Here is a 12,435-nt window from a genome sequence, read left to right as displayed (position 1 = left end):
ATAGATCGGCACTTATCGTATTGAATACCTTACCAGTCGAGCTGATCTTTAAATTCTTCGGTATCGGCTTTCAGCGCATCAATCAGATCAACCATATCCTGCGGCAATTCCGCATGCCATTCCATGTGAATGCCGGTAATCGGATGGTAGAAACGTAGCATGGTGGCATGCAGCGCCTGACGATCGAAACCACGCAGCGTATCAATGAACGCTTCCGAAGCGCCTCTTGGCGGTCGAGGACGACCGCCGTATAGCTGATCGCCAACCAGAGGATGATTAATGTGCGCCATATGCACACGAATCTGATGGGTACGCCCCGTTTCCAGACGCAACCGCAAACGGGTATGCGCACGGAAATGTTCCATGATGCGATAATGTGTCACAGCAGGCTTGCCCATTGGGTGCACCGCCATGTGAGTACGCTTGGTTGCGTGGCGAGCGATAGGCTGATCGACCATACCGCCTGCCGTCATCGAGCCAATCGCAACGGCTTCATACTCACGAGTAATTTCACGCGCCTGTAGCGCCTCAACCAAACGCGTCTGTGCTGGTACGGTTTTCGCGACCACCATGAGCCCCGTCGTATCTTTATCAAGCCGGTGCACGATTCCGGCACGAGGCACATCGGCAATCTCAGGATAATGATGCAGCAAGGCATTCAATACCGTGCCATCCGGGTTACCCGCTCCGGGGTGAACCACCAGATCTCTGGGTTTGTTGATGACCAGAATATCCTGATCTTCATACACGATATCCAGCTTGATATCCTGAGCTTCCCAGCGGGCTTCTTCTTCAATCAATGCATCAATCGCTACCGATTCGCCGCCAAGTACTTTCTCTTTTGGCTTATTGGTGACATTGCCGTTAATCTGTACCCGATTCTCAAGAATCCACTCTTTTATGCGGGATCGTGAATAATCAGGGAACAATTCGGCCAAAGCCTGATCTAAACGTTGTCCGAGTTGAGATTCGGCCACCGTTGCGGTGAGTTGTACTTGTTGTGCCATATTATGCAGCTTCTTCGTTAACGTTGGGTTTTGACGGCGACGCCGTTTAAAATAATGTACTATTGTAGCTGGTCTAAATCGGGAGCTTAACGGACAGTCTCCCGGAATAACATTCTGAGGATAATCAAAACGTCATGACGCGTATGAAATATCTGGTGGCTGCCGCCACGTTGAGCCTGGCGCTGGCTGGTTGCTCCAGCAATTCCAAAGATGCGGTTCCTGATAGTCCGCCATCTGAAATCTATGCCAATGCTCAACAAAAACTGCAGGACGGCAACTTTAAAGCAGCCATCACGCAGTTGGAAGCACTGGATAACCGGTATCCGTTTGGTCCCTATTCGCAGCAAGTGCAGTTGGATTTGATCTACGCCTATTATAAATCCGCAGAGCTGCCATTGGCTCAAGCTTCTATTGACCGCTTCCTGCGACTCAACCCGACCCATCCAAACGTGGATTATGTCCTGTACATGCGCGGCCTTACCGACATGGCGCTGGATGATAGCGCGTTACAAGGCTTCTTCGGCGTTGATCGTTCCGATCGCGATCCGCAGTATGCCCGCACCGCCTTCCGGGATTTCAGCAAGCTCATTCAGGGATATCCGAACAGCCAATACGCCACCGACGCAAACAAGCGTTTGGTTTACCTTAAAGAGCGTCTGGCCAAGTATGAACTTTCTGTCGCGCAATACTACACGAAACGCGGCGCTTATGTGGCAGTAGTTAATCGCGTTGAGCAAATGCTGCGTGATTACCCTGATACTCAGGCAACAAAAACTGCCCTGCCGTTGATGGAAAATGCCTATCGTGAACTGCAACTGGCCGCACAGGCAGACAAAGTCGCAAAAGTTATTGCCGCGAACCCGGCATAAACGATAAGCCACACAATAATGAGACGGCAGCTTCGGTTGCCGTTTTTTTTATGGTTTTATCGGTTCGCTATGCATCGATGATGCAGAAAAAACAGCTTGGCGGGAGTCAACAACAGCGCGGTAACATCAACACATCCTGTCAATAATGGCACAGGCCGAATGCCCCCTCAAGCACTTCCCTTCGATTCCCGATGATGCCTCACAAATCGCGTTTTCTTGACAAAAAGTGACGAAAAAAAGCGATCAATATCACGCTTTTTGCCACAACTCGCGGTATGCTGGAATCATCCAAGACGGACATAGGCAGAGAGGTAAGTTTATATGACTATTAATATTACCAGTAAGCAAATGGATATCACCCCCGCAATTCGTCAACATGTCGAAGACCGTCTTTCCAAGCTGGATAAGTGGCAAACCCAGCTGATTAACCCGCATATTATTCTGTCAAAAGAGCCTCAGGGTTTTGTGGCCGATGCCACTATCAGTACGCCAAATGGTCCACTGGTTGCCAGCGCCAAACATGATGATATGTATGCCGCTATCAATGAGCTAATTACCAAACTCGAACGTCAGTTGGACAAACTCCAGCATAAAGGCGAAGCCAGACGTGCAGTAGCTAGCGTCAAAGAAGCCAATCTCCAGCCAACTCAAGAAGAGTAATTGACTCCCTTTACCTCAATATAACGCGCCTGAGGGCGCGTTTCTGCATTCTACTCGCCCGTAACCTACGCCCTAAAGCGCCAGCACGATACATGGTTTAACATTGCACGTGGTGATTTTGTATTGACAGGATGAAAAGCCAACAGTTACCTTACCTGTTAAGAATTTGGGTTTTCCTGACTAACCGAGCACACATGACCAATAAACTGTTCTTCTTCGTATTCTTTTTCACCTTCCCCTGATTTGGGAGGCGATTCGTCGTAAGAACAAGAATACGAAGACGAACAAAAAAGCCTCCTGACCGGGAGGCTTTTTTTATATAAGAACATAAGGCAGGTAATAGCATCATGACAGACAATCCATTACTGGCACTGCGAGAACGCATCAGCGCATTGGATCTGCAATTAATTGAATTGCTGGCACAAAGACGAGAACTGGCGCTGGACGTTGCCCGCAGCAAATTACATTCGCATCGCCCCATCCGTGACAAAGAGCGTGAACGTGATTTGCTAGACAAGCTGACAGCCGCTGGGAAAAAGCATCATCTTGATGGTCACTATATTACCCGCTTATTTCAACTCATTATTGAAGATTCAGTACTGACACAGCAGGCTCTCTTACAGCACCACCTCAACCAAACAACGTCACACTCTGCTCGTATTGCGTTCCTTGGTCCGAAGGGGTCTTATTCTCATCTTGCCGCCCGCCAGTATGCCGCGCGACACTTCGAGCAACTCATCGAATGCGGCTGCCAAAAATTTCAGGACATCTTCAATATGGTGGAAACAGGGCAAGCCGACTATGCCGTTCTGCCGATTGAAAATACCAGTTCCGGTTCAATCAACGACGTCTATGACTTGCTGCAGCACACGGGATTATCCATCGTCGGCGAATTAACCAACCCGATAAACCACTGTGTTCTGGTCGCTACAGAGACGTCACTCGCACAAATCGAAACGGTTTACAGCCACCCGCAACCGTTCCAGCAGTGCAGCCACTTCATCAATCGTTTTCCGCACTGGAAGATTGAATATTGTGAGAGCACCGCTGCGGCGATGGAAAAAGTCGCGGCGCTCAATTCGCCAAAAGCAGCGGCACTCGGCAGCGAAGCTGGTGGTCAGCTTTATCAGCTACAGGTGCTGGAACACGATCTGGCGAATCAGTCACAAAACATCACCCGCTTCATTGTATTAGCGCGTAAACCTATTGAAGTAACAGAACAAGTGCCGGCAAAAACCACGCTGATTATGGCAACCGGTCAACAGTCTGGTGCACTGGTGGAAGCACTCCTGGTATTGCGTGATAACGGCATTATAATGACCAAGCTGGAATCCAGACCGATCAACGGTAACCCGTGGGAAGAGATGTTCTATCTTGATGTGCAGGCGAACCTGCGCAGCGATGCTATGCAGAAAGCGCTAAAAGGATTAGCCCCCATCACCCGCTCGTTAAAAGTGTTGGGCTGTTACCCTAGTGAAAACGTCGTACCCGTCGATGTGAACGAATAGTCGGTGTAAACAAATAATGGAAAAAGCCATCCCGGTTACTCGCCGGGATGGCCTCTCGAACATCATTCAAATATCAAACACAGCCTGAAGCGCAAACGTACTTACTGACGAATATCGTTTGCCTGACGCAAAAGCACCCTGCTCTCCGCCTGGAAGCGTTTGGCATAATCGCCAAACCAGTGTTCGACTTTCTTGAAACTGTTAATAAACTCGGCTTTATCCGTCTGTTCCAGCAACGTAATCGCTTCGCCAAAGCGTTTGTAGTAACGCTTAATCAACGCCAGATTATCCTCTGAAGACATAATAATGTCGGCATAAAGCTGCGGGTCCTGTGCAAACAACCGCCCAACCATGATCAACTCCAGACGATAAATCGGCGATGACAGGGCGAGTAGCTGCTCAATCTGCACATTCTCTTCCGCTAAATGCAGGCCATAGGCGAATGTCGCAAAGTGACGCAGCGCCTGAATGAACATCATGTTCTGATCGTGTTCAACCGCGCTAATGCGGTGCAGACGTGCGCCCCATACCTGAATCTGTTCCAGCAGCCACTGGTAAGCTTCCGGCTGACGACCATCGCAATAGACAACGACCTGCTTGGCAAGGCTACCGCTGTCTGGCCCGAACATAGGGTGCAGCCCCAGTACCGGACCACTATGCGCCGCCAGCATCGCCTGGAGCGGACCATTTTTTACCGATGCCAGATCAACCAAAATACAGTCATCCGGCAAAGCTGGCAGACGAGCAATAACCTGCTCAGTCACGTGAATCGGCACGCTAACAATCACCATACCAGCGTCAGACAGGAGTTCATCCGCGCGCGGCCAGTCATCTTGCTCCAGAATCCTCACCTGATAGCCCGACAGCGTCAGCATTTTTTCAAACAGATTGCCCATTTGACCACGGCCACCAATGATGACGACTGGGCGCAACTGCGGACACAGTGTTTTAAAGCCTTTGTCATTTTCACTGGTATAGGATTCGCGCATTGTACGCCGCAGGATATCCTCGATGAGATCCGGTGGAACCCCCATCGATTCCGCCTCTTTACGGCGTGAGCTAAGCATGGCCGCTTCACGATCGGGCGCATAAATAGGCAAACCATAGCGGCTTTTCACTTCGCCCACTTCCGCCACCAAACGCAACCGACGTGATAACAGCGCGACAAGCTCCTTATCTACCTCATCTATCTGATCACGTAATGCGGTCAGTTCAGCTACCATATCTTGTTACTCTCCTGAATGTTTCACACGTGCAGCACTCAGCTCTTGATGAACGGAACGCAGCAGCGCTTCTGTACTTTCCCAACTGATACAGGCATCCGTGACTGATACACCGTAGCGCATATCTGAACGCGGCTGTTCTGAAGACTGGCTCCCCTCGTTAAGGTGGCTTTCCAGCATCAATCCTATAATGGAACGATTTCCCGCCTTAATTTGTTCAATCGCAGATTCAACAACAAGTGGCTGACGGCGGTAGTCTTTATTCGAATTACCGTGACTACAATCTATCATCAGCGCAGGTTTCAGTCCCGCATCCTGCATCTGTTTTTCACATTCAGCGACATCCTGCGCACTGTAGTTTGGTTTTTTACCGCCGCGCAGAATCACGTGGCCATCAATGTTCCCCTGCGTTTGCAGCAGACAGACCTGACCGGTTTGATTGATACCAACAAAGCGATGTGGCATGGCGGCCGCTCTCATCGCGTTGATCGCTGTTCCCAGGCTGCCATCCGTACCGTTTTTGAACCCAACAGGCATGGACAGGCCGGAGGCCATCTCACGGTGCGTTTGTGATTCCGTTGTACGTGCGCCGATAGCTGACCAGCTGAATAAATCACCCAGGTACTGCGGGCTGTTCGGATCAAGTGCTTCGGTCGCCAGCGGCAGCCCCATATTCACCAGTTCCAGCAGCAGACCGCGCGCGATGTGCAACCCAGATTCCACATCAAATGAACCATCCATGAACGGATCGTTGATAAGCCCTTTCCAGCCCACGGTGGTACGCGGTTTTTCAAAATAAACACGCATCACGATGTAGAGGCGATCGTTTAATTCAGCGGCAAGTGACTGCAGGCGGCGTGCGTACTCCAACGCAGCATCCGTGTCATGAATCGAGCAAGGCCCGCAGACGATCAACAGTCGGTCATCGCGGCCATGAATGATATCCGCGATGGTTGCTCTCGCTTGCGCAATATCACGCTGTTCCGCATCGTTAAGCGGAAACTTGGCTTTCAATTCATCGGGAGTAATCAAAATCTGTTCTGCACTGATATTAATATTGTTAAGTGAATCTTTTTGCATGATCCCATTCCTGAAAAGTTCGGTATGTTCGCGACTGTCTGCACAACTGATTAACTGCACAACCTACGCGTGATGTTTACACCATAACACGAACCGTAAAGATTTCAATCCACTTAGTGTAAATAAAAAATTACCATCCTAAATATTGTCATAAAAACAATATCTGCATGCCCTATCACTTCCCAACACAACCATGCCTATCTCCAGCGTGAATAATGATAGAATCACGCCAACAAGGGGGAAGGATGCTGAAAGCGATAATCATCGATGACGAACAGCTGGCACGTGAAGAGCTCAGCCTGCTACTGGAAAATGAATCTGATATCACCATCATTGCACAGTGCAGCAATGCGCTGGAGGCAATACCCGCGATTCACCGGCTGCAACCGGATGTCATTTTTCTGGATATACAGATGCCAAAGGTCAGCGGATTAGAGCTGGTTGCCATGTTGGATCCAGAAAATATGCCTTATGTCGTCTTCGTGACAGCCTATGACGAATACGCAGTGAGGGCATTTGAAGAGCATGCTTTTGACTATTTACTGAAACCACTGGATGCACAGCGGCTCGGCAAAACGCTAAATCGTTTACGGCGCGGCATCAGTGTAAATAAAAACGTACAGGTAATTTCCGAACCCTTGCTCCGTCATATTCCCTGTAACGGACACAACCGTATTTTTTTGCTCAAGATTGAGGAAGTCGAGTATCTTTGTTCAGAACTCAGCGGCGTGCACGTCGTGGGCGTCAGCCAGTCCGGCTATACCCAACTTTCACTGAAAACGTTGGAAGAAAAAACGCCTTTCGTCCGTTGCCACCGTCAATATATGGTTAACACGGAGCAACTGAAAGAAATCCAGTTAATGGAGAACGGCGCAGCAGAAGTATTGACGCATACGGGAAAACACATCCCCGTCAGTCGCCGCTATCTCAGGTTACTGAAAGAAAAACTGGGCATTGCCTGATGGAATGCTCTTTCGGGCCAATGGCCGAAACATTGAAGGTTTGATGATGAAATACAGTTATATCTTGGCTGTAATTCTTTTAATGACAGCATGCAAAAGCAACATTCCCTCGCTACCTGCTAAAAGTGAGTCAGGGTTCTGGTACGAGGCGGGTTATCAGGATGCAATATCTGGCATGGTCGTAAAAGACGATAGCACCTTACAGGAATGGTTTGGTAATCCGCAGATCGACCGTGAAACTTACTTAAGAGGTTATCAGGCCGGACAGTCGGCTTTTTGCGGTACAGATAACATGGAAGAATGGGGAAAAGCAGGAAAGAATTTTCCCGCCAGCTGCGATGGCGTAGAGAATGCGGAAATGCTACGAACCCACTGGCAACAGAACCTGCCTTAACCCTCCCTAAAAGATTAATTACCATAATTATCAATACATTAAATAGAAAATCATGAACCATTGCATCTGGTAACAATTCCACTCACTTTTGTACTCGCAAAGAAATACGCCAGACATACCTCTCCGCTATTATCGCCAAGGAAAATAATCACATTAGGTTATTAAAAACCTAATGCTGGGATAACGAAAGGATCATATCTCACTGATAGTGAATTCCATGATTCCTGATCGCGATTGATATTATGGAGTGCTCATATGTCCGGTTCACACAAGCCTCATAACGCGTCTCTGAATAGCCACTCAAGGCTCTTATCACACGCAGATTCATCGCAGGAAAGCCATGATGAACGAGTCGCGGCGGTAAAGAGCAGAATTATCGAATCCGGCGACCATCCCGGTATTTCCGTAGAGGAGCAATTGGCGATACTGGACGCCTTCTCTCACCTTGAATTAGGCCGATTTCTACTAAAACATCATGGGCTAAATGCGTACTGGACGCATAATGTAATAACACATCAGCCAACTCACTATGTGAATCCACTCGAAGAAATCATCTACACACAACTCCCCAATGTTTTGGCGACACGCGAACGGTTCAGTATTTTCCAACACCAGCTTCAAGAACGCTTACGGCCGAATGCCGTTATGGCGTCCGTCCCCTGCGGCGTCATGGCCGACTTATTGCTGCTGAACTATACGCAACATCAAGATGTAAAAATAATCGGGATCGACCTGGATAGACAGGCTCTGGAAGAAGCTTACAAACTTGCCAGTCAGCAAGGACTGGAAAACCAGATATCGTTGGTGCTTGCAGATGCCTGGGAAATTGATTTGGCCGCCCAAGCTGATGTGATTACCAGCAATGGACTCAATGTTTATGAGCAAGATGATGACAAAGTGACCGAACTTTACCGCGTGTTCTATTCTGGGCTGAAACCGGGAGGCACGTTGATAACCAGCTTTATGACGCCACCTCCTACGCAATCGCAAGACTCTCCGTGGACAAACGCCGAACCGAAATTGCTGGCGCTTCAATATGTCCTTTTCTCACGCATTATTGGGGCAACCTGGACAGCGTTCCGTACCCACAAACAAACGCAATCGCAGTTAGAACAGGCTGGATTCACTGGTATTCAGTTTATTAACGATCGTATGCACATGTACCCAACGGTCATCGCTAGTAAGCCGTATTGAGCAGGATACAGACAGTATCAGCACAACACTTCGATCGCCATAACCGATCAATATTGGAAAATTGATCTGTATAAACGTTTATAAAATAACCATGTCTAATGTCATCATGGTACTGAAGTTCAAACAATAACGATCGCGCCAGGGAAAGCAAAGCCCACCAACATGGTGGGCTTTTTACTGACAGACCTAATAGTGATCAGAAGCCTGTTAGGGATAAAAATAGCGACACTACTTAACCGCCATAAACATGTTCTAATTTACAAATACACAATTACGGCCGGCTGGAGCACCAATAATACGCATCACACTTTCACACCTAACAACAATCTTCTGTCCTTTCTTTAGAGAAATCGCCGTTGATTTCTCTGAATCAATAATGTTCATCATTGCAGGAAGAAATTCATTACCCGTTTTTAGCTGGACAATAATAGCGTCGGTGAAATCCTTATCAATAGATTGTACTGTGCCTGATATTTCTACAATCTTCCCTTTCATTTTTTCATCTATAGCAACTTCATTCTCTTCATAAGCATTGAACAACCCGCTAGCAGTAGTCTTATAAACCTCCGGCGCTTTACTTTCTGGCACAGGAGTGCTTGCAGCATTACTTACAGAAGCGTTAGATTCACTACCTTTGTTTGCTTTTTTGTCATCCGCAAAATAACCAATAACAATTAAAGCAACAAAAATATAAAGCACCCACTTAAAAAACTTCTTCATTACATATCCCTGCTTAATACAACTTTTTAGTTTCCATCCCCCCAGAGGGGTTACCTTATCAATATCACATTCAAAACTCATTGTTTTACCAGTAATATTAATTCTTTTATCAGGAAGCGCGGCAATATTATACGTATCGTAACTCCCATCAATATCAAGTAACCATCAGCTATTGCTTAATGTTTTCTTGCTAAAATCTATCATCCAAGAGTAATTCACCTTTCCAACGTGCCTTCAATCATTATCAGAAGAAGAAATTAAGTCAGGTTCAAAAGACCAATCACCAATATTAATTAGCTTACCAGATTACGATAGAGCGGAGACTTAATGTAGTAAATCTTGACCAAACATTACTATCAAATGCTGCAGAATAATGCGGTGTGCAAATCGCAAAATCAACCGAACTATCTCAGGAAAGTGTTGTTTCAATACTCAATCAAAGCCATTCCAGCAGCTAGCCACCGCACTAATTATCACGCTAAAGCCATTGCCTGCGTGCAGTAATGACAGACGTTATGGTCAAACCAGAGAGCCTTATTCATCACTGGCTTTCTGACGGGACTATCATACGCGTCCCTACGAGTACCTGAGATGTCTTTTATCTATTTTTTCTCTGCCGCCGTGTTGCCATCATTTAGACAAAAAAAAGCCCAGCAATTACGCTAGGCCTTTGAAAAATAACAACTTTCGGATGTTGCGAAAGCGCTATCTTAGTTAAGACGCTCTTTGATACGAGCAGACTTACCAGTACGCTCACGCAGGTAGTACAGTTTGGCTTTACGCACGGCACCACGACGTTTAACAGCGATGCTGTCAACTACTGGAGAGTGAGTCTGGAATACACGCTCCACGCCTTCGCCGTTAGAAATTTTGCGAACAGTGAATGCAGAATGCAGACCGCGGTTACGAATAGCGATAACCACGCCCTCGAATGCCTGCAGACGTTTTTTGCTACCTTCAACAACCCATACCTTCACTTCTACGGTATCACCCGGACGAAATGCAGGTACGTCCTGCTTCATTTGTTCGTCTTCGATTTGCTTAATAATGTTGCTCATAATATGTCTCTTACCCTAGGTAAACTGATAGTTGGGTTCGCACGGTAAACGGGCGTAACCACCTAATACTCTTGTTGCTCAGACTGATATTCGCGTTGGAATTCAGCCAGCAACCTTGTTTGCTCGTCAGTCAGAGCTAGGCTTTTCAGAAGTTCAGGTCTTCTAAGCCAGGTTCGGCCCAGCGACTGCTTCAATCGCCAGCGACGTATTTCCGCATGGTTGCCAGACAGTAATACTGCCGGAACTTCCATGCCCTCAAGTATTTCAGGGCGAGTGAAATGAGGACAGTCCAGCAACCCATCGGCAAAAGAATCTTCTTCTGCTGAAGCCTGATGCCCCAGTACGCCCGGTATAAAGCGGGCAACGGAGTCAATCAGGGTCATCGCTGGCAGTTCCCCACCGCTGAGTACGTAATCCCCTATCGACCATTCTTCATCGATTTCGGTTTTAATTACGCGCTCATCAATCCCCTCGTACCGTCCACAGACCAGAATCATCTTCTGGTTCGTAGCGAGTTGACGTACGCCTTGCTGATCTAATTTACGGCCCTGAGGTGATAAATAAATCACTCTCGCGCCTTCGCCTGCCGCTGCTTTTGCTGCGTGGATCGCATCCCGTAAAGGTTGCACCATCATCAGCATTCCGGGGCCGCCGCCGTAAGGCCGGTCGTCCACGGTGCGATGCCGATCGTAAGTGAAATCACGAGGACTCCAATACTGTACGTTCAGCAGGCCATTTTTTACTGCCCGGCCAGTGACTCCGTAATCAGTAATTGCCCGGAACATCTCTGGAAACAGGCTAATCACCCCAATCCACATAGTCTCGTTCCGCTGGGTACTACTGGTCGATTCAGAGCTCAAAAACCAGGATCCCAATCTACTTCAATAGTTTGAGTAGGAAGGTCAACGCGCTTAACAACCTGTTCAGTGAGGAACGGAACCAGCCGTTCCTTGACTCCGAAGGCATCTTTCAGGTTGGCTTTTATCACCATCACATCGTTTGAGCCGGTTTCCATCATATCGATGACTTTACCCAACTCATAACCGGTTACGGTCACGACCTGACAGCCCATAAGATCCTTCCAGTAATAATCACCTTCGCCCAGATCGGGCAGTTGTGACGAATCTACGACAATTTCACAATTAGTCAGTAAATTAGCCGCATCACGGTCATCAGTACCTTTCACTTTAATGATCAGATCCTGATTGTGATACTTCCAGCCTTCAATCTCGACAAGCTGCCAACCGCTTTTGCTCTGGATGAACCAAGGCTGATAATCAAAAATGCTCTCGGCATCTTCGGTGGATGAAAACACTCTGAGCCAACCTCGGATGCCATACGCCGATCCAATTTTCCCCATCACAATCGGGTTAACGGGAGGCTTTGGGCTGAGTTGATTGCTCATTATCACCACCGCAACAGATTATGCTGCTTTTTTAGCGTCTTTGATCAGCGAAGATACGCGATCAGACACAGTTGCACCCAGACCAAGCCAATGCTCGATACGGTCCAGATCCAGACGCAGGGCTTCTGCTTGACCAGCTGCGATTGGGTTGAAGAAACCTACGCGCTCGATGAAACGACCATCACGCGCATTGCGGCTGTCGGTCACGACTACTTGATAGAAAGGGCGTTTTTTAGCGCCGCCACGTGCCAAACGAATTGTTACCATAACATCCTCTTTAGTGAATAAAACAACTGGGCCCCATCGAGGAACGGAGCCCAGTATGTCATATAAAAAGCCCGAAAATTTTACTCAT

The 12,435-nt window shown here is 47.8% G+C and carries 14 protein-coding genes and 1 other annotated feature; of the genes, 6 read left to right on the top strand and 8 right to left on the bottom strand.

What is annotated here, in order from left to right:
* Nucleotides 1–29 precede the first annotated feature (29 nt).
* Nucleotides 30–1,007 (bottom strand): 23S rRNA pseudouridine(1911/1915/1917) synthase RluD, encoded by a 978-nt coding sequence (rluD, locus tag I2D83_RS05885; protein ID WP_181830411.1) that lies wholly within the window; start codon nt 1,005–1,007, stop codon nt 30–32.
* Nucleotides 1,008–1,141: 134 nt separating this feature from the next.
* Between rluD and bamD the strand changes: the two genes are divergently transcribed.
* From bamD to pheA, 3 genes are all read left to right on the top strand, one after another.
* Nucleotides 1,142–1,876 carry an outer membrane protein assembly factor BamD gene (gene bamD / locus I2D83_RS05880; RefSeq protein ID WP_010306171.1) on the top strand — a complete coding sequence of 245 codons (735 nt, stop codon included), beginning with the start codon at nt 1,142–1,144 and terminating at the stop codon, nt 1,874–1,876.
* Nucleotides 1,877–2,197: 321 nt separating this feature from the next.
* Complete coding sequence (raiA, locus tag I2D83_RS05875; protein ID WP_010285968.1) at nt 2,198–2,536, top strand: ribosome-associated translation inhibitor RaiA; 339 nt, start codon at nt 2,198–2,200, stop codon at nt 2,534–2,536.
* A gap of 193 nt (nt 2,537–2,729) precedes the next feature.
* Nucleotides 2,730–2,855: a sequence feature (Phe leader region), on the top strand.
* 28 nt (nt 2,856–2,883) lie between these two features.
* Complete coding sequence (gene pheA, locus I2D83_RS05870; protein WP_205947706.1) at nt 2,884–4,044, top strand: bifunctional chorismate mutase/prephenate dehydratase; 1,161 nt, start codon at nt 2,884–2,886, stop codon at nt 4,042–4,044.
* Between the two features lie 101 nt (nt 4,045–4,145).
* On the opposite strand, the gene tyrA is transcribed toward pheA, so the two are convergent.
* Both tyrA and I2D83_RS05860 read right to left on the bottom strand, forming a co-directional pair.
* Nucleotides 4,146–5,267: a bifunctional chorismate mutase/prephenate dehydrogenase gene (tyrA, locus tag I2D83_RS05865; protein ID WP_015841310.1), complete on the bottom strand. Its 1,122-nt coding sequence runs from the start codon at nt 5,265–5,267 to the stop codon at nt 4,146–4,148.
* 6 nt (nt 5,268–5,273) lie between these two features.
* Nucleotides 5,274–6,347: a 3-deoxy-7-phosphoheptulonate synthase gene (locus I2D83_RS05860; protein ID WP_180779591.1), complete on the bottom strand. Its 1,074-nt coding sequence runs from the start codon at nt 6,345–6,347 to the stop codon at nt 5,274–5,276.
* Nucleotides 6,348–6,592: 245 nt separating this feature from the next.
* On the opposite strand from I2D83_RS05860, the gene btsR reads away from it, so the two are divergent.
* The 3 genes from btsR (at nt 6,593) to I2D83_RS05845 (ending at nt 8,897) form a co-directional block, all read left to right on the top strand.
* Nucleotides 6,593–7,309: a two-component system response regulator BtsR gene (gene btsR, locus I2D83_RS05855; RefSeq protein WP_205947705.1), complete on the top strand. Its 717-nt coding sequence runs from the start codon at nt 6,593–6,595 to the stop codon at nt 7,307–7,309.
* A gap of 43 nt (nt 7,310–7,352) precedes the next feature.
* Nucleotides 7,353–7,703, top strand: a complete 351-nt coding sequence (locus I2D83_RS05850) for a DUF2799 domain-containing protein (RefSeq protein WP_369987194.1) — start codon at nt 7,353–7,355, stop codon at nt 7,701–7,703.
* Nucleotides 7,704–7,958: 255 nt separating this feature from the next.
* Nucleotides 7,959–8,897 (top strand): SAM-dependent methyltransferase, encoded by a 939-nt coding sequence (locus I2D83_RS05845; RefSeq protein ID WP_205947704.1) that lies wholly within the window; start codon nt 7,959–7,961, stop codon nt 8,895–8,897.
* A 252-nt stretch (nt 8,898–9,149) separates the two neighbouring features.
* Here the strand turns inward: I2D83_RS05845 and I2D83_RS05840 are convergent, their stop codons facing one another.
* From I2D83_RS05840 to rpsP, 5 genes are all read right to left on the bottom strand, one after another.
* On the bottom strand, nt 9,150–9,698 hold the full coding sequence (locus I2D83_RS05840) for an OB-fold putative lipoprotein (RefSeq protein ID WP_230856937.1): 549 nt from the start codon (nt 9,696–9,698) through the stop codon (nt 9,150–9,152).
* Between the two features lie 629 nt (nt 9,699–10,327).
* Nucleotides 10,328–10,675, bottom strand: coding sequence for a 50S ribosomal protein L19 (gene rplS / locus I2D83_RS05830; RefSeq protein ID WP_010285987.1), 348 nt, complete (start codon nt 10,673–10,675; stop codon nt 10,328–10,330).
* A 62-nt stretch (nt 10,676–10,737) separates the two neighbouring features.
* Nucleotides 10,738–11,493: a tRNA (guanosine(37)-N1)-methyltransferase TrmD gene (gene trmD, locus I2D83_RS05825; RefSeq protein WP_015841361.1), complete on the bottom strand. Its 756-nt coding sequence runs from the start codon at nt 11,491–11,493 to the stop codon at nt 10,738–10,740.
* 38 nt (nt 11,494–11,531) lie between these two features.
* Nucleotides 11,532–12,080 (bottom strand): ribosome maturation factor RimM, encoded by a 549-nt coding sequence (gene rimM, locus I2D83_RS05820; protein ID WP_205947703.1) that lies wholly within the window; start codon nt 12,078–12,080, stop codon nt 11,532–11,534.
* An 18-nt stretch (nt 12,081–12,098) separates the two neighbouring features.
* Nucleotides 12,099–12,347: a 30S ribosomal protein S16 gene (rpsP, locus tag I2D83_RS05815; RefSeq protein ID WP_015841363.1), complete on the bottom strand. Its 249-nt coding sequence runs from the start codon at nt 12,345–12,347 to the stop codon at nt 12,099–12,101.
* Nucleotides 12,348–12,435: the final 88 nt, after the last annotated feature.

The sequence above is a fragment of the Pectobacterium aroidearum genome, assembly GCF_015689195.1.
GTDB classification, from domain to species: Bacteria; Pseudomonadota; Gammaproteobacteria; order Enterobacterales; family Enterobacteriaceae; genus Pectobacterium; species Pectobacterium aroidearum.
The sequence above is the reverse complement of the archived record's forward strand: the minus strand, read 5'-3'. Positions and strand labels throughout refer to the sequence as shown.